Origin of the sequence: Gluconobacter wancherniae NBRC 103581 (assembly GCF_007988885.1) — a bacterium.
Lineage (GTDB): Bacteria > Pseudomonadota > Alphaproteobacteria > Acetobacterales > Acetobacteraceae > Gluconobacter > Gluconobacter wancherniae.
On the sequence record NZ_BJUZ01000002.1, the window covers coordinates 197,850 to 214,998 of the forward strand.

Below are 17,149 nucleotides of genomic sequence, written 5' to 3' on the forward strand. Positions count from 1 at the left end.
TTCCTGTTATGTGAAGGAAAATACTGTGCGTAAAACCGTTCTTCTACTTCTGGCACTTTCCTTTACGACGGTTACGCTGAGTGCGTGCGAGCAGCACCGTACCTTTGGGCAGAAGGTTCGTGACACCGTCGATCCTCCTCAGGGACCGATCGAAAAGGCAGGTCGTTCGATTGATCGCGCTACTGGAAACTGATTGCCTGAACTCAGGTTTCTGTTGTCCGGTCTAGAAAAGCCAGTGCATCTCCTTTGTGGAGATCACTGGCTTTTCTGATTCTGGGGGGTAGCTTCACCTCTTGCAGGTGCTAGTTTGCAGTTCCATTGCCATTCCCGCGGGCATGGCGCGTGAGCTGCTCCTCACAGGGTCCTCCTGCATGATCGGTGCGAGCTCGGAGGAGATCGCAATGCGTGTGCTGGTAACGGGTTTTCGTGGCTTTGTCGGCCATCATCTCCGCCTTCGTCTGGCGGCGCGTGCTCCGCAATCTGCGTTTATTGAAGCGCCGTTCGATGTGACGGACAGGGACGCAGTCGATACGGTTATTGGCAATGTTCGGCCGGATGCCTGCATTCATCTGGCGGGCATATCTGACCCGGAAAAAATAGCCGCAGATACGCGCCGTAACTGGTCTGTCAATCTCGATGGTGCACTGAATATTGGTGAGAGTCTTCTGAAGCATGTGCCGCATGCACGAATGGTGTTTGCATCAACGTCTGAAGTGTACGGGGCAAGTTTTCATGCAGAAAGTCCTTTGACTGAACATGCATCTCTTGCCCCACTGAACCCGTATGCCGCGTCCAAGGCTGCGGCCGATATGGCATTGGGTGTTCTGGCGCGTGACGGATTGCAGGTAGTGCGTTTTCGCCCATTCAATCATACTGGCACGGGACAGGAGCCGTTTCGTGTTGTTGCAGCTTTTGCGAGACAGGTGGCTCGGGTCGAGGCCGGGTTACAGCGGCCTGTCATTGAGGTGGGTAATCTGGAGGGGCAGCGGGACTTCATGGACGTTCAGGACGTCTGCGATGCGTATATTGATGCGATTGCGCCCCAGATCGGCCTTCAGCCTGGAACGATACTGAACCTCTGTTCCGGCTCGCTTCGTTCCGTCCGCTCAGTGCTGACGGATTTTCTGGAAATTTCCGGTGTGAGCGCTGCGGTTCACGAAGATCCGGCGCGTGTGCGGCTTCTGGATGTTGCTGTAACGCGAGGAGACGCTTCACAGGCGCATCGTCTCCTTGGATGGGAGCCACGGGTGCCGTGGTCCCGTACCCTGCATGATGTGCTTAATGACTGGCGTAACAGGGTTCGGGCATAAAAAGCTTTCAGATCGAGGCGGTGTGACCTGATTGCGGGCAGAGTTCTCGTTCCACCAGCGCGCAGACGACATGTGATGCGGTGATGTGAATCTGCTGGATCAGAGGAGTCCAGTCTGATGGTGCACGGAATGCGATGTCACAGTCGTCGACCACAACGCCGTTGTCTCCCATGAACACGACTGTTGTGAGGCCGTGAGCGCGTGCTTCAGCCAGAGCGCGAACGATGTTGGGCGAGCGGCCGGAGGTCGTAATGCCAATGAACACGTCTCCAGGGCGCCCAAGAGCTGCGACCTGACGTGAGAACACGTGGTCATAGCCGTAATCATTGCTGATGGCTGTCATGGCGGAACTGTCAGTGGTGAGTGCTATGGCAGCGAGGGGACGCCGATCATACATCAGGCGTGCTGTGAATTCGCCCGCAATGTGCTGTGCGTCGGCGGCACTTCCACCATTCCCTGCGACGAGCAGCTTGCCCCCGCGATGCAGGGAGGCTGAGATTGTCTGGGCTATTTCAGCCAGACAGTTCTTGCAGGTACTGCTGTCAGCAAAGTCGCGCATCGTGTCTGCGGAGCGATTGAGAAAATCGTCCAGATAGCTGGCTTCGCTATCGGAGAGGACGTTCGTCAGCGCTTCTGTCGTGGACTGAGACATCGATGGAAAAACTCCGGGCAGGGCGTCTGGAATGTATGGGCGGCGCGCTGCTGCCACATGGGCGTATGGGTGGTGAGACAGTCGTTTTTCTGCACTTCTGTCAAGGGGATATGGGGTTTGGGGCGCTGGATGCAAATCGCGTTTCGGGAATGGTCAGTTGCGTGTTCGCATGCACATGTCCGACAAGGGGAGGTTACTTCATGAAGGATTTGCTCGCGTGCTGAGTATCGCCTCCCTGCATCTTTATCCTGTCAAAAGCCTGCGCAGCCTCGAGCCAGAAGTGATGGATCTTGAAGCATGGGGCGCGCGCGGAGACAGGCGTTGGGTCGTGGTAGACGCTGACGGGATATTCCTGACACAGCGCAAAGACCCGATCATGGCAACGGTTCGCGTTCTTCAGTATCCCAATGGGATTGTTCTGCAACACGCTACACGGCCTGATCTGAGAGTTCCGTTTCCTGATGGTGGACCAATCGCAGATGTAGCTGTTTGGAAGGACATGATTTCAGCGCGTGATGCTGGTGATGAGGCTTCCTTATGGTTGAGTGCGATTATCGGAAAGTCGTGTCGCCTGACTTACATGGATGCTCCGGCTTCTGCCCGTCCGGGGCATCACGCAGGGCACGATTTTCAGGTGTCTTTTGCAGATGGCTTTCCGTTGCTTGTCTGCACGACAGCCTCTTTGCAGGACCTGAATACGAGATTGAAAGTTCCCGTTCCCATGGAGCGGTTCCGGCCCAATATCGTGATTGCCGGGGCAGCGCCATGGGAGGAGGATAGCTGGGTAACATTGCGGATCGGTGACGTGGAACTCAGAAACGTCAAGCCATGCAGCCGCTGCGTGATGACGACTATTGATCAGGCAACGGGCACCATCCTGCACAAGGGTGAACCCCTGCGCAGTCTTGGGGCGTTTCGTCGCCAGGAGGGCGGGATCATGTTTGGCCAGAACGCCCTTGTAGTGCGGGGAGGGCGCATAAAGCTGGGTGATCCCGTCCAGCTTTCAAAAAACTGAGCCTTTTAGAGGTTTGACGCCGATTTCTGCTGCTTCCAGATCGCGGCAGCTTCATGGTCCAGAATAACCGTGCAGTTTGCGTGAAGCCTGATTGCGGAAGCGCTGATGTCTGGCGTCAGTGGGCCCAGAAGTGCTTCTGCAACGATGCGGGCTTTGCTTGAACCCGTGGCCACGAGCAGCAGTTCCCGTGCCTCTAGAATGGTGCCGACGCCCATGGTCAGGGCAGTGTGTGGGACGGCATCGGGCTGTCCACCAAACATTGCAGCGTTCTGTCGGCGTGTGACGTCATCAAGGGTGACGGGTCGTGTGCGCGTATCGAATGCGGAGGGCGGTTCGTTGAAGCCGATATGGCCCGTTTCACCAATGCCCAGGAGTTGTAGTCCTAAACCGCCTTCATTTTGAATTGCAGCCTCATATGCCGCGCATTCAGCAACAAGGTCCGAAGCTGTGCCATCAGGTACATGGACATGTTCCGGGCGCATGTTCACATGCCCGAAAAGGTGCTCCTGCATGTAGTGTCTGTAAGAGCGTGGATCTGTGGGGGACAGGCCGACATACTCATCGAGATTGAAGGAAGTGAGCTGTGAAAAATCGAGCTTTCCAGCCTGATGATCGGAAACCAGAAGCGCATAGATGCTTTCCATCGTGCGGCCGGTTGCCAGTCCAAGAACCGGGTGTGCGGCACCGCGAATGTGGTCTGCCAGAAAGGTGGCTGCCCGCTGGAAAGCGCTTGCTGTATCGGGCGCAATGATGACGTTGAGTGGCATGGGTTTTCTCCCCGTTCTTGCGTATGAGACGGTTACAGACGCCGCTCGCCGCCGACCCACACTTCCAAGATGTTCAGCGTGGCATCAAGAATGGTGAAGTCCGCCAGAAAGTCAGGCGCGAGAACACCGCGGTCATGCAGGCCCAGATATTGTGCGGCATTGGAACTCACCAGACCTGCGGCCTTGGGAAGTGACATGCCTGATGCAACAGCATTGCGGAGTGCCTGATCGAGCGTAAGAATGCTTCCTGCCAATGAGCCGTTTGGCAGTCGGACAACGCCATCCTGGATTGTGACATCCTGCCCGCCGAGCTGACTGGTGCCATCTGGTCCGCCGGTTCCGCGCATTGCGTCCGTTACGAACAGCAGGCGCTTGCCCATGACGCGTTCGACCAGACGGAAGCTGGCTGGATGCACATGGTGTGTATCGAAGATCATCTCGCCATAGGCGCTGTCACTGCACATGAGTGCGGTAACCGGGCCGGGCCTGCGTCCTTCAATGGGAGACATGGCGTTGAAAAGATGGGTGGCACCAATCGTGCCTCCCGCTGCGCAGACAGTGCAGATCGCGCGTTCCGCACCTTCGAAATCCGTTGTGGTGTGCCCGAGACTGACCCTGACACCCGCCCGTGAGAAACGGCGCATGGCATCATCCGCATGCTCCAGCTCGGGTGCTAGCGTAACCACCCGCACGCATCCTGTCGCAAGCGCTTCTTCCACTTTTTCGGGTGAAGGCGTGATGGCAAACGGGGGCTGCGCTCCGAGTTTGTGGGGGCTGACAAATGGTCCTTCCAGATGTGCACCATGCACGCGCGGACCGTTTGCCACCCCGTTCCGGCAGACTTCAGCCACGGCACGGAGCGCGCACATGACATCATCCCAGGGGCGGGTGATTGTGGTGGGAAGGATGGTGGTCGTGCCGTGGCCCATATGGAAGTGCGAAAGCGTTTCGATGGCGCTGACGCCGTCCATCGTATCTGCCCCACCACCGCCATGGACGTGGCCGTCGATAAAGCCCGGCAGGATATAGCGCTCGCTGCTGGTCCTGAGGGGATCAAGCGCGCGGATATGGGTGTCGAACGTGATGCGGCCGGGAAGGATGCGATCCGCAAGGACGAGCTGGCCGTCTAGGTAGGGCATCAGGAGTGATCCAGTGGTAGAAGGCCCGTCTTTCCGAAGCGGCGGGCATAGAAGAGGATTGCAACGTAGGACGGGAGGACGAGTAGGGCGAACATGGCCTGAAAGCCGACGAAGGGTTTGAGGGCGACATAAATCTGAGGGACGACCGCGCCGCCACTATATGCCATGACCAGAAATGCTGATGCGAGTGGCGTCCATGCTCCCGCGCCACGGATGGCGATTGGGAAGAGGGTTGGCATCATCATGGCGTTTGTGGCCCCTAGCAGCGCCACGCACATGACAGACGGATAGCCATGCGTGAGAAAGGCGGCCACGGTCAGGCAGAAGCCACCTATGCACGCAAACTCCAGAAAGCGCTCCTGCGAGATCAGGCGGGGGATGACCACGATCCCCGTCATGTAACCTGCCAGCATTCCTGCCAGTGTGAGGGACGTAAAGAATTTGGTTTGGCTGAGCGGCAGGCCAAAGCCCTGCCCGTAAGTGCCAATGGCGTCTCCTGCCATGACTTCGACGCCAACATAGAGAAAAATTGCAATGATGCCGAATACTAGATGTGGCCGAAAAACGCGGTTTTTCTGATCTGGAAGGCCTGGCAGAGAAGGGGCTTCAAGTTCGGGTAAGGGAAAAAATATGATCGCGCATGCAGCGATCAGCAGAACGACAGCCATGCCCATGTAGGGCGCATAAATTGCCTGCACAAAGTGTGCGAGAATGGTATCGCGCGTGGCTGCGTCCGGGGCCTGCTCCGCTTTTTCAGCAACGCTGCCGATATCGCCCATGACTACGGTGGCAAGAACGATCGGAGCCAGGATACCGGCAAATTTGTTGCATACGCCCATGATTGCAATGCGCTGTGCCGCGCGGTTCTGCGGGCCGAGAAGGCTCACCAGCGGATTGATGACGACCTGCATCAGTGAAAGACCGGCGCCTAGAACAAGCAGGCCAGTTAGAGCACCTCCATAGGAACGCATGGTGACGAACTGCCCGAACAGTGCAACGCCCACAGCGCATAGGGCCAGCGATCCGGAAAGCCCCTTACGCAGACCCAATTTGCGGGCCAGCACGGAGGCAGGTAGCGAGAAAAAGAAATAGGAAAGATAAAAGACCATCGGCACAAGAAAAGCGCTGACGTCCCCAAGCGAAAATGCAACGCGGACGAACGTGATGAGCGGCCCGTTGATCCAGGTTACGAACCCGATCATGAAGAAAATACAGGCTGCCAGCCCCAGAGGGGCCAGCCCGTAGCGGCCAGTCAAACTGTCGGGAGAGTGCATCATGGTCTTGAAACTCCACGGACCCCACAGGGATCCGGTGTCGACAGGGGCGTTCAGGAAATCGTCACGACTTTCGTCAGGTGTCTGGGTGCCAGTGTGTCCAGGCCTTTGGCGCGCGCCACGTACTCGCCCAGCATCTGAAGGGCAGGCAGAACCACAAGCGGTCGCGTTTCTGCATCGCTTTTAACGGTCATTGAAATCGTGCCCGGTCCTCCAATTCCGATAACCCGCGCGCCTTTTGCCATCAGCTCAGTGGCGAGCAGGCTTTCCTCCTCCAATGTCTCAGGGTGATAGAGGAAAATGACGAGTGAGTTTTCGTCGATCAGACTTATGGGCCCATGGCGGTATTCTAGTGGGTGATGCGCTTCGGTCTGGCTCAGACTCATTTCCTGAAGCTTAAGTGAGCCTTCCCGGGCCACGCCGTACAGGGCACCGCCACCGAGAAAAACAAAATGCGTGCGCCCTGCTATTATTTCGGCGAGACGTGGTTCGATGTCATTCAGGAGGTTTTCGGCAGTCGAAGTCGTGCTGGGTGTTACGGAAATTCCAGCATAGCGCAGACCCATCAGTAGCATCAGGCTGGCTGATGCGGTCATGACGATGCCTTCCTCGGGGTGTGTCTCGGCCATCACGACAGTGTCTGCGTTTTCAGCAAGGCTGGTGCTTTCGGCGCATGTAAATGCGGTAACGTGCAGGCCGTGTGCTCGGCTGGCCGCTGCGGCTGCGACTGTTTCGGTAGATTCACCGCTGCGTGAAAGTGCCAGAATTCTGGGGTTCAGCGCTGTGGGTACGTAATCGCCCGGGCGTCTGGTCCATTCGTTTCCCGCCACGGCGCGGGCGAAAAAGCCCTTTCGGTTGAGTGTGTCTGCAATCGAATCAGCTATGTGGACAGATGTGCCACACCCCACCACGACATGGACTGTGCCTGCCTCAGGGCGGCCTACATTCTGACTGACCTTGTTCCATAGGGGAAACTGTTCGCGGATCCCGCGTTCCGTGGCGTTCATGATGATATGCCTCTCAGGAGCTTAGGCCAGATTCATGCAGATTGTGCGCAAGTCTGTCGATCCATTCCGGTTCACAGTTCCATCCGGCCAGTCGTGCGGCGGAAAGAAGTCCTCCACCCGCGGGGGGGAGGATGGGTTTGATCGGTGCCCCACACTGTCTGGCGATTGCGTTGCGGAGGAAGGGGCTCTGCAAGGTGCCACCTGCGTAGCTCCAAGGCATTGTGATACCTGCGAAGCGGGTGCGGATGGCTTTAATATGGGCCGCGAGTTCGTCCGCTGCGTCTGTCATCAAGTGTTGGGCAGTCAGGTTTCCGCTTTCGGCCATTCCGGACACGATGCGTGCCAGGGCTGCCACGGAGGAGCGTTCATGTGTCAGGGACGCATACCATTCCAGAAGTGCTGAGCCACAGAGCTCAGGATTTTTGGGTAGACCAGCACCCTCGCAGAATGGCGCCAGAAAATTTGCGTCTGCTGTATTTCTGCCATCAAGAATTTCCGTGAGAAGGGAGAGCGCTTTTCGCCCGATCCAGAACGCGCTTCCCTCATCCCCGAAGAGGGCACCCCAGCCACCGACCCTGCACTGTCTCTTGTGGCCGTCCGTTCCCCATGCCATCGAACCTGTGCCGGAGAGCAGCAGAATGCCACTTTTGCCGGCAAAAGCTCCCGTGCAGGCCATATCCACATCGTTTTTGATAAAAAACGGTACGGATATGAGCGAATTTACAGCTTCATCCTGTCGTGATCGGAGCGTTTCGCTTTCTCCATACCCCGCAAGGCCAAACGAAACAGCTTCAAGAGACGAGGGTAGATTACCGAGAAGGTTTTCGAGAACAGAGCGCCACAACGGCTGGTCAAAAGGGTTTGAGCCAGCACCGCGCCTGATTTCGACAATTGTGGAATCCTGCCGTGCGATGACCAGAAGCGTTTTTGTGCCTCCACCGTCCATTGCTGCAATACAGGGTTCGCTCACGGTAATCTTTCTCGTGCAAATGGTGTTGATATCGATATGATCGTTCGGGAAGCGCTCATGTCAAGCCACCTTACTGATCGTTAGGTATAACTTTCTGGCATGATTATGCGCGTTTTGGTGAAGGTGCTGCAAGGCAGGTTTCGAGAGCGTATGCCCGTAAAGGAGAAACTGTTTTGGTCGCCGACCGTCTGACGCAGATCCGCCGTTATCTCTACCTGAACGGCATGACCGGCGTGCATGAACTTGCCGAAAAAATAGACGCATCATTGGCGACTGTAAGGCGTGATCTCCAGAGACTGGAAGATGAAGGTATTATCGTCCGAACGCATGGCGGTGCGGCGATTGCGGAATCGAAGGACCGGGAAATCGCTTTTGAGACCCGCGAGAAACTCAATATCGAAAACAAGCGTGCAATAGCGCAGGCTGCATTTCCGCACCTGAAAAAGGGGTCTGCGGTGTTTTTTGATTCCGGGACGTCTGTTCTTCAGTTTGCGCGCCTCCTCCGGCTCGACCCCATGCCCCTGAAAGTATTTTCCAACAATATTCTGATTGCAGAAATGCTCAGCGGAGTTTCCGGAATTGATATGACCCTGCTCGGCGGAAAGGTGCGGCATACCCAGCGCAGTATTGTGGGTTGGCTGGCGGAGCAGGTGATTGGCGGATTGTGGTTCGATCAGGCCTATCTCGGAGCCCACGCTGTTCAGTCCGATGATTCCATTGCAACGCCGGATGGGGAAGAAGCCAGCCTCAACGCGGCGATTATGCGGCGGACTGATGAGTGTCATCTTCTTGCTGATCATACAAAATTCGATCGTCATTCGACATACAGAGTGGGTGGCCTCAATCAGCTTTCGCATATATTTACGGATACGAAACTTGATCCTGCGCGGCTGCGCGCGCTCAGGGAACGGGGGCACAAGATTATCGTGGCCTAGACCGACAAGGATGACGATGCTCAACGATCCTGAAACTCTGGCAGAAATCACGTCACTCGCGGACCTTTATGAAAAAGCTTTGGGAGACAATGATCTGGGCACGCTTGATGCGCTCTTTCATGATGGCCCGGAGACGGTTCGTTATGGTGTGGGAGAGAATCTTTACGGTTTCGAGGAAATTCACGATTTTCGGAAGCGTCGGCCTGGTGGCTCTCCTCCGCGCAAAGTTCTGCGGCGTGTGATTACGGCCATCGGACGAGATGTTGCTGTTGTCGATCTTGAGTTTCAGCGTCTTGGTGGGACGAAAATTGGGCGGCAGAGCCAGACCTGGTTTCGCACTGGGCAGGGTTGGAAGATTCTGGCGGCACATGTTTCTCTGATGGCTGACGTCTCCTGATCAGCGCTAAAAAACTCTCTGTTGGATAAGGAAGTAGGGCACGCGATGAAAGACGACATGGAAATCCGAATTCTGGCTGCGGCGAGTGGTCTGACGGAACTGCCTGCTGAATTTTATCCCGGCATACGGTTGAATCTGGATCTGTTGCGGAGCTATGGAGCGCTTGTGGAAGGGTTGGAACTCTCAGACCGTCTAGAGCCTGCGTTCGAGTACGAGCCATGAGCACCGGACTGGAACTGAAGACGTGTGATATCGCGGCACTTGTCCGGAGTGGAAAGCGCTCTGCGGTTGATGTGACGCAGGCTGTTCTCGCAGATATTGAGGCTCGGGATAGTACACTCAACTGCGTCACACGTCTGCTGCATGAGCGTGCGCTGCAAGCTGCGGCAGAAGTGGATCGCAAGGTTGCAGCGGGCGAAGACCCAGGTGCGCTGGCGGGTGTACCGTTTGGCATCAAGGACCTCTTTGATGTGCAAGGACAGATAACGACTGCTGGTTCAGTTGTTTTACGGAATGATCCGCCTTCGGATGAAGATGCGGTTCTGGTTGCTCGCCTTTTGGAGGCAGGTGCAATTCCGGTAGCGCTGACGAACATGGACGAGTTTGCATACGGCTTTGCGACGGATAACGCCCATAATGGCGTGACCCGCAATCCGCATGCCCCTGACCGGCTTGCGGGTGGGTCTTCAGGCGGTTCAGCTGCTGGTGTTGCTGCGAGTATGTTTTCGCTTGGTCTGGGGTCCGATACGAACGGCTCCATTCGTGTTCCCGCTTCATTGTGTGGGGTATGGGGGTTACGTGCCACGCAGGGCCGTCTTTCCGTAGAGGGCAGTTATCCGTTTGTGGCGAGTCTCGACACCGTTGGCCCATTTGCGGACAGTGCATCTGGTTTACAGGCGTGCTTTGAAGCTCTTACCAAAGAGACGATGGTGCCCGTCGATACGACAAATCTGCGGATAGCGCGGCTGGGTGGATGGTTTGCCGATAATATGTCTGCACCTATGCAGGCAGCGGTTGACGGTTTGGCGGAGTTTCTGGGAGCAGGCACAGTTGTGGAGTTGCCGGAGGTGGCTCGGGCGCGTGCTGCGGCCTTTATTATCAGTGCATCCGAAGGGGCGGCTTTGCATCTGGACCGCTTGAAAGAACGTGCTGCGGATTATGATCCTGCCGTTCGGGATCGTCTGCTGGCGGGTGCATTGCTGCCCGCTACGTTGATTTTCAAGGCACATCGCCTCCGCAACTGGTTCAGGGCGGAAATGCACAAGGCATTTACCGATGTCGATGTTCTGATTGCTCCGGCTGTGGTTGGGGAAAGCCCGCGTTTCGACGAACCGTTGATTGAGGTTGGTGGGGAAATGGTGTCGGCGCGCGCCAATCTGGGTCTGTATACGCAGCCTCTGACGCTTGCAGGTTTTCCGGTTCTGACGGTGCCTTTGGTTGTACCAGGGTTGCCATTAGGGGCTCAGCTTGTTGCCAGGCCGGGGCGGGAGGATATTCTTCTAGCCCTCGGGCGTCGGCTCGAAGAAAGCGGTATCGCGTTGGCGCGGCGCGTTTGATTTAGCACCATGGGAGAGTGTGCCTCCCGTGGTGAAACATTATCCCATAGAGCGTTATTGATAATCGTTTGCATTTACGTCCTCCGCACATTAGGTTCCGCTTTCGCGTTTCCGGGGCTTGATGCGTGCAGATGTCGATTGTTCGAATTATTAATCTGAGTCTTGTTTGTGACGGGTGGAACGCCTGAATGGCGCAGGACCGGTCTGAATATTTCGGACGTAGGGTAGCGCTGGCCTGTGCGCTGTATGCGTCAATGTTGCTGCTGTTTTCGAGCCTTTGTGGGTTCTGGGGCGCAGAGGGGCAACAGGCGTTCAGTATCGCGGGTGTATTGTTTGTCCCGTGTCTGATGAGTTGGGCGTTTATTGCAACTGGTTTGCGTATCCCTGCATGGACCTGCGGCCTCATGCTCTTCGTAGCGGCTTCTCTTTTGGGTATTAGGCTCTGGGTAGGCTGATGGATATTTCTCTCCGTCGGCGCATGGGTTGGCTGCATGAATGGGGTGGTCTGCTGTTTGGCTGGCTGCTGTTTCCGGTCTTCGTGACGGGTACGCTGGCAATGTTTGATACCGAAATCACGCGCTGGATGCAGCCTGAAGTCCATCTTGTTCGTGGCGTTGCTCCCACGGATGAAGCTCTGGACCGTGTGGCTGAACGACTGCGGGCGGCGGCCGCGCGTGGAGAGAGCGGATCATTTATCCTGCTGCCACAACCTCGCGATCCATCTTTACGAGTCCTGAAATATAACGGCCGGGCGTTCATGGGGGATCTTGTGGACCCTCGCGACGGACGTGTGCTGTCAGTACGCCAAACGATAGGTGGGCAGTTCTTCTTTGGGTTTCATTTCACGTTGTGGCTTGGTCCTTTTTGGGGGGCGGAGCTCGTTTGTTATGCAGCTCTTGGCATGTGCATTACCTTGATTTCAGGCATCATGTTGCATCTGAGGCAGATCCTGCCGGATTTCTTTACGTTCAGGCCTGCTTCGACGCCGACGCGATGGTGGCTGGACATGCATGTCCTTATGGGCATCGCCGTATTGCCATTTCATATCATGATTGCCTGTACTGGCCTGACTGTTGCAGCGAACGCATTTCCTGTGCGGGATCTGGTGGATTTTGTTTCAGCCAAGCCGTCTCCTGCGCCCGTGGCCGCTTCTGCTCCCATATCTGAGGAGAGCTGGGCTCCCACAGCTCCGCTTGGTCCGTTGATCCGGCAGGCGGAGGCGCTTTCAGGTGCTCCTGTCCGATATGTTCTGTTTTCGCCGGGTATGGCCACGGCTTACATGGAAAACACCGGCCATCTTTCCCTGTCTAATGCGTGGGTGACGTTCGATGCCCATGACGGACATCTGGTGTCGAAAAGCCCACCGGATGGTTGGGTGGCGAAGACAAACAAGTTACTGAACGGTCTGCATCTGGCGACGAATGTCACGCTTGGGCTGCGCTGGCTGTATTTCTTCGGCGGGATATGTTCGACGCTGATGATGGGAAGCGGGTTGGTTTTTTATACCGCCAAACGCCGGGCAAAACTGGAGCGTGGAAAGTCGGGTCCCAGCGCTTTTCTTTCGATTGTTGAAGCCATCAATGTTGGTGTTGTTGGTGGGGTGCCTTTAGCCTGTGTGGTCTATCTCTGGGCCAACCGCCTGCTTCCGGTAGCTTTGGAGCATCGGTCCAGAGACGAGGTTGCTGCGTTTTTCTTGGTCTGGGGCATAAGCTTTGCGCTGGGAGTATTGATGGTCCGGTCGCAGGCTCGTCATCTCGTATGGATTTGCGTCTTGTCGCTATGGGCGTTTCTGGGGCTGGGTCTACCGTTTTTGGATGCTGCGACTGCATCAGTGCTCCGTGTGGGAGGCATTGACCGCGTGCTTTATGCCACCGTGGATTTAACAGCTTTTGCGTTTGGGTTCTGCGCATTGATTGGGGCTCTGCGGCTTGGGCGTAGAGCGGCGTAATGCATGTATTCTTTGTAGCATCCGGGCTGATTGTTGGAGCGTGTTTCTGTCATGCCGGGAGCCTGACACACCCGCGCCGTAGCGCTGGATTTACGTCTCGGTGGGGGAAGCCCATGAAATTGCGTGGGTATTGTCTTGAAGCAGCGCTCCTCGCGGTTGCACTCGTATTGTGTCTTGTCACTTCGCCGGTGTTCGGTTTTTTGGACTGGATGATGCTGTTGTCCGTGGGATGTGTGGGCAGTGCATTCTGGATCGGGTTTGCTGCCCGGAATTATTTCCGAACAGCGCCCGTACTGGGTGTGATGCTTGTGCTTCTGGGTTGTGTGTAGGTGGTATTACCAGCCTGCTACGGCGCCATCACTTCTGGGATCTGTGGCGCCTTCCAGTCGGCCATTCTCGTGCCGTATGATTGCACCGGCGTGCCCCATCAGCATTGAGAGGGCCGGAAGCTCTTCAATTTCATGTCCGGCAGTGCGTAATGCGGAAATGACGGCCGGATCAAATCCCGGTTCTATTTTTAGGGACGTGCTGCCATGACCCCATATGCGTCCTAGCAGCCAACGCGGGCGGGAAATGGCTTCCTGTAGGGGCGTGCCGTAATGGATATGGCGGCTGAAAATTGTCGCCTGCGTCTGTGGTTGGCCTTCGCCGCCCATCGTTCCGTAGACCATTAATCGTCCATCGTTGAGGCGGGCTGCTGCCGGGTTCAGTGTGTGGAAGGGTTTTGCGCCCGGTGTAAGGGCGTTCCAGCCTCCTGATGTCAGACGGAAGGAGCTGCCGCGATTTTGCCAGAGCAGCCCGCTTTCTGGCAGCATCACGCCAGAGCCGAACTCGAAATACAGACTTTGGATCATGCTTACGGATAGGCCCGAGCTGTCGATCGCTCCCATCCATGTCGTATCGCCCCATTGGGTTTTTTCGTTCCACGGATAGGCGTGATTCATGGAAATACGATCGGCCATATCCGTGAGGCTGGTGGGGTCACTCAGGAGTGCGCGGGCATTTGCTTCTGATGTGGGGCGACCATCGACCTCTGTGTTGCGGTAGCGAAAGGCCTGTTTTGTGGCTTCGACTATGCCGTGAATATGTTCGTAGCTGTCTACATTTTCACGGTTCAGGCCAAGGCGGTCAAAGAGTGACAGAATGAGCAGGGAAGCGACGCCCTGAGTTGGTGGTGCGGTGTTGTAGAGGCGACCCCAGGAAGTTTCTGTCTCAAGGGGGAGGCCGGTTGTTGCTTGATGGTTCAGGAGATCTGACAGGCGGACGGGGCTTCCCGCAGCTGCCAGATCGGCAGCGATCATGCGCGCTAGCGGGCCTTCATAAAAGCTCCGCAGGCCATGTGTGGCGAGGTGCCTGAGGGTTTGTGCAAGGGCTGGGTTTTTGCGGATGTCGCCCTCGACCAGAGGAATGGTGTCTGACAATAATGCCTGACGAAAGGCATTGTTGTCAGAAAGTTCGTGTTTTTTTTCTCGCAACAGGCCAGCTTCGCTGGACGTCACCACGCGGCCGTTTTCGGCGTAGTGAGTGGCATCTCGCAACAACCGCTCCAGCGGGAGGGGTGTTTGTATTTTGGAGCTCTCACGAAGAGCGGCTTCCCAGCTCGATACAGCTCCCGCCACGGTGTTTGCTGCGAACCCGCCCCGCCAAGGGATCGTTTTGTGTCCGGCTTGCTCGTAAAAATCGTTGGTAGCGGCTTGTGCGAGCTTTCCGCAGGCATCAATGGCAAGTGTGCGTCCGTCTGGAAACGCAATGAGCCAGAAAGCATCTCCACCGAGGCCCGTCATGTGTGGATAGACGGCTGAGAGTGTTGAAGCTGTGGCGATAATAGCCTCGATGGCGGTGCCGCCATCCTTCAGAACGTCCAGACCGGCCTGACTGGCCAGATGGTGTGGGGATGTGACCATCCCGCGTAATGAGTTTGAAGTATGCACCATGTCGTCGGCTTTCAGGTCTGGGATGTCATGACGGCGGGAGCGATATGGTCCTGCAGGACCTGTGTCAGAAGTTCCTCGGGACCCTGGGCTGTCTGGTGGCGTGTTGAGGCAATGAATTCCACGTCTGGAAGGGCTGGCAGTATGCCCGACGCGCAGGGGGTTATGAGTTTGTTGCCCGTGAGGAAGGCGGGTTGAGCGGTGATGCCATAACCTGCGCGCACGGCTGCCAGAATAGCGCTGAGGCTGTCACTCGTGAACGCCAGATGCCAAGGACGGCCTGCGCGATTCAAGGCTTCTATGGCCAGACGTCTGGTGACGCTTCCATCAGGGAACGTGACGAGAGGCAGGGAGTCCTCTGAGGATGGAAGCATGCCGTCGGGTGAGTACCAGCGCAGGCGTTCCGTCCAGAGTTTGCGGCCATGTGTGTCTGTGGAGCGGCGCATCCCGCACAGCAGGTCGATGGAGGATTCTTCTAGGAGCTTTGCGAGGTTTGCACTGAGGCCCACTGTCAGAGTGACTTTAAGCAAGGGGTGTGCAGCGCGAAACATCCCCAGAATTTCGGGGAAACGAGTCAGCAGAAGATCTTCTGTAACGCCCAGGCGGATTGTGCCTCGTGGTGTGTCTTTGCTGAAGCGTGAGAGGATTTCGTCCTCGCACTGGAGCAGTTTTCGCGCGAGAAGAATCAGTTGCTGCCCGCTTTCCGTCAGGCGCACGCTTTTCGTGCTGCGGGCCAGAAGGCGTGTACCTAATACATCTTCCAGCTTGCTGATATGCTGGCTGATCGTGGACTGGCTGACACCCTGCATCTGCGCGGCAGATGTGAAATGCAGCGTCTCCGCAACGGCGAGAAACGATCTCAGATGAAACGGATCAAGATGCGACTGATCATTCATATAAATATGTGAAGGCAAATTCATTGGCCGGTCAACTTGATCTGATGCCGGTATGAGCGCAAACTTCCACCGAAAATGACACTTGGCGCACAGACGGGAGAGAGCATGACCAGTCATGGGGGAAGGGCGGTCGAAAGATGCAGGATTCTGGCGAGCGCACCCTTCAGCGAAATGGAAGGCGGCCTGTTTCGTTTCTGGCTTGGAGATGCATACCGCAAAGCCCTCGAGCAGGTGCGGATATGGATGGAAGAAGCGGGGATGTCTGTGCGCATCGATGCTGCCGGCTCTATCATCGGTCGCTATGAGGCGCTGACACCTGATGCGCCTGCCCTGATGACGGGCTCCCACCTTGATACTGTGCGCAATGGTGGCGCCTATGACGGTATTTTGGGCGTAATGCTCGGGATCGAGATGGTTGCAGCCTTGAATTCAGACGGAATTCGGATGCCTTTCGCGATAGAAGTGGTGGGTTTTGGAGATGAGGAAGGGTCGCGTTTCCCGGCGCCAATGCTGTGTTCGCGCACAATGGCCGGGCAGGTGGATACCGTTCCATCCGCTATCGTAGACGCTCAAGGCAAGAGTATTGCTCAGGCCATGGAAGATTACGGGCTGGACCCGGCGCTTCTTAAAAATGCGGTGCGTCAGAAGGGCGAGATTCTGGCATTTATTGAAGCGCATATTGAGCAGGGCCCCTGCCTGGAAGCAGAAGACGGGTCTTTGGGTGTGGTCAGTGCAATTGCTGCTCAGACCCGTCAGCGTGTGCGGATTTATGGGCAGGCAGATCATGCGGGAACCACCCCCATGACATTACGGCGTGATGCGCTGGCCGCCGCGGCAGAGGTGGTTTCCGCAGTTGAGCGGATTGGTGTTGCTTCGGGGGAGAACCATGTTGCTACCGTAGGCTTTCTGGAGGTGCATCCGAATGTCTCGAACGTCATTCCGGGGGAAGTACGTTTTTCTCTGGACATGAGAGCTGAAACGGAAGCCCAGCGTGACCGGATGGTACTGCAAATTCAGGAAGAAATACGGAATATCGTAGCACGCCGTGGGCTGAAAGCGTCATTTGAGCAGAGCCATTTTCTGCCGAGTGCTGCGTGTACGCCTGAGATGGTGAGTCAGCTTGAAAAGGCGGTTTCCAGTGTTACAGGGCGTCCTGCTTCCCGCCTTCTGAGCGGTGCCGGACATGATGCGATGGCGATGGTCCATCTGTGTCCGATGGCCATGCTGTTTATTCGCAGTCCTGGCGGTCTGAGCCATCATCCGGATGAAGATGTCCGGGTTGAAGATGTTGAGCTGGCCCATCGTGCCCTGCTTGCTTTTGTCAAGGAGTTCCACTTGTCGTGACCCTGTCT

Annotated in this window: 19 protein-coding genes; 11 read left to right on the top strand and 8 right to left on the bottom strand. The window is 56.5% G+C overall.

Annotated elements, in window-relative coordinates; translation table 11 throughout:
* Positions 1-25 precede the first annotated feature (25 nt).
* Both GWA01_RS13035 and GWA01_RS07960 read left to right on the top strand, forming a co-directional pair.
* On the top strand, positions 26-193 hold the full coding sequence (locus GWA01_RS13035; RefSeq protein WP_186819513.1) for a hypothetical protein: 168 nt from the start codon (positions 26-28) through the stop codon (positions 191-193).
* 178 nt (positions 194-371) lie between these two features.
* A complete protein-coding gene (locus GWA01_RS07960; RefSeq protein WP_228118517.1) occupies positions 372-1,310 on the top strand; it encodes a GDP-mannose 4,6-dehydratase in 939 nt (312 codons plus the stop codon).
* A 7-nt stretch (positions 1,311-1,317) separates the two neighbouring features.
* Here GWA01_RS07960 and GWA01_RS07965 read toward each other — a convergent pair whose 3' ends face one another.
* Positions 1,318-1,962: a D-sedoheptulose 7-phosphate isomerase gene (locus tag GWA01_RS07965; protein ID WP_146796038.1), complete on the bottom strand. Its 645-nt coding sequence runs from the start codon at positions 1,960-1,962 to the stop codon at positions 1,318-1,320.
* Between the two features lie 217 nt (positions 1,963-2,179).
* On the opposite strand from GWA01_RS07965, the gene GWA01_RS07970 reads away from it, so the two are divergent.
* Entirely contained in the window at positions 2,180-2,977 is a 798-nt protein-coding gene (locus GWA01_RS07970; RefSeq protein WP_229316058.1) for an MOSC domain-containing protein, read from the top strand.
* Positions 2,978-2,982: 5 nt separating this feature from the next.
* Here the strand turns inward: GWA01_RS07970 and nagB are convergent, their stop codons facing one another.
* Genes nagB through GWA01_RS07995 form a run of 5 tightly spaced genes read right to left on the bottom strand, consistent with a single transcriptional unit; the run spans position 2,983 to position 8,134 of the window.
* Positions 2,983-3,744, bottom strand: a complete 762-nt coding sequence (nagB, locus tag GWA01_RS07975) for a glucosamine-6-phosphate deaminase (RefSeq protein ID WP_146796041.1) — start codon at positions 3,742-3,744, stop codon at positions 2,983-2,985.
* A gap of 32 nt (positions 3,745-3,776) precedes the next feature.
* Entirely contained in the window at positions 3,777-4,883 is a 1,107-nt protein-coding gene (nagA, locus tag GWA01_RS07980; RefSeq protein ID WP_186819514.1) for an N-acetylglucosamine-6-phosphate deacetylase, read from the bottom strand.
* The gene (gene gluP / locus GWA01_RS07985; RefSeq protein ID WP_146796047.1) at positions 4,883-6,160 is read right to left on the bottom strand and encodes a glucose/galactose MFS transporter; all 1,278 of its coding nucleotides are present in this window, start codon (positions 6,158-6,160) and stop codon (positions 4,883-4,885) included. The genes nagA and gluP overlap by 1 nt, the downstream gene beginning before the upstream one ends.
* A 50-nt stretch (positions 6,161-6,210) precedes the next feature.
* The gene (locus GWA01_RS07990) at positions 6,211-7,164 is read right to left on the bottom strand and encodes an SIS domain-containing protein (protein WP_146796051.1); all 954 of its coding nucleotides are present in this window, start codon (positions 7,162-7,164) and stop codon (positions 6,211-6,213) included.
* Positions 7,165-7,177: 13 nt separating this feature from the next.
* Positions 7,178-8,134: an N-acetylglucosamine kinase gene (locus GWA01_RS07995; RefSeq protein WP_229316057.1), complete on the bottom strand. Its 957-nt coding sequence runs from the start codon at positions 8,132-8,134 to the stop codon at positions 7,178-7,180.
* Between the two features lie 173 nt (positions 8,135-8,307).
* On the opposite strand from GWA01_RS07995, the gene GWA01_RS08000 reads away from it, so the two are divergent.
* The 7 genes from GWA01_RS08000 to GWA01_RS08030 all read left to right on the top strand — a co-directional run bounded on the left by GWA01_RS08000 (position 8,308) and on the right by GWA01_RS08030 (position 13,299).
* Complete coding sequence (locus tag GWA01_RS08000; RefSeq protein WP_146796054.1) at positions 8,308-9,069, top strand: DeoR/GlpR family DNA-binding transcription regulator; 762 nt, start codon at positions 8,308-8,310, stop codon at positions 9,067-9,069.
* Between the two features lie 16 nt (positions 9,070-9,085).
* Entirely contained in the window at positions 9,086-9,466 is a 381-nt protein-coding gene (gene hpxZ, locus GWA01_RS08005) for an oxalurate catabolism protein HpxZ (RefSeq protein ID WP_371858431.1), read from the top strand.
* Between the two features lie 45 nt (positions 9,467-9,511).
* A complete protein-coding gene (locus GWA01_RS08010; RefSeq protein WP_146796060.1) occupies positions 9,512-9,688 on the top strand; it encodes a DUF4089 domain-containing protein in 177 nt (58 codons plus the stop codon).
* Positions 9,685-11,022, top strand: coding sequence for an AtzE family amidohydrolase (locus GWA01_RS08015; RefSeq protein WP_146796063.1), 1,338 nt, complete (start codon positions 9,685-9,687; stop codon positions 11,020-11,022). Before GWA01_RS08010 ends, GWA01_RS08015 begins: the two co-directional genes overlap by 4 nt.
* A 188-nt stretch (positions 11,023-11,210) precedes the next feature.
* Positions 11,211-11,477 carry a hypothetical protein gene (locus GWA01_RS08020; RefSeq protein WP_146796066.1) on the top strand — a complete coding sequence of 89 codons (267 nt, stop codon included), beginning with the start codon at positions 11,211-11,213 and terminating at the stop codon, positions 11,475-11,477.
* Complete coding sequence (locus GWA01_RS08025) at positions 11,477-12,970, top strand: PepSY-associated TM helix domain-containing protein (RefSeq protein ID WP_146796069.1); 1,494 nt, start codon at positions 11,477-11,479, stop codon at positions 12,968-12,970. Before GWA01_RS08020 ends, GWA01_RS08025 begins: the two co-directional genes overlap by 1 nt.
* Positions 12,970-13,299, top strand: a complete 330-nt coding sequence (locus GWA01_RS08030; RefSeq protein ID WP_146796072.1) for a hypothetical protein — start codon at positions 12,970-12,972, stop codon at positions 13,297-13,299. The genes GWA01_RS08025 and GWA01_RS08030 overlap by 1 nt, the downstream gene beginning before the upstream one ends.
* A gap of 6 nt (positions 13,300-13,305) precedes the next feature.
* Here the strand turns inward: GWA01_RS08030 and GWA01_RS08035 are convergent, their stop codons facing one another.
* A complete protein-coding gene (locus tag GWA01_RS08035; RefSeq protein WP_228118516.1) occupies positions 13,306-14,904 on the bottom strand; it encodes a gamma-glutamyltransferase family protein in 1,599 nt (532 codons plus the stop codon).
* A gap of 11 nt (positions 14,905-14,915) precedes the next feature.
* A complete protein-coding gene (locus tag GWA01_RS08040) occupies positions 14,916-15,797 on the bottom strand; it encodes a LysR family transcriptional regulator (RefSeq protein ID WP_146796075.1) in 882 nt (293 codons plus the stop codon).
* A 105-nt stretch (positions 15,798-15,902) separates the two neighbouring features.
* Between GWA01_RS08040 and GWA01_RS08045 the strand changes: the two genes are divergently transcribed.
* Positions 15,903-17,141: an allantoate amidohydrolase gene (locus GWA01_RS08045; RefSeq protein ID WP_146796078.1), complete on the top strand. Its 1,239-nt coding sequence runs from the start codon at positions 15,903-15,905 to the stop codon at positions 17,139-17,141.
* Positions 17,142-17,149: the final 8 nt, after the last annotated feature.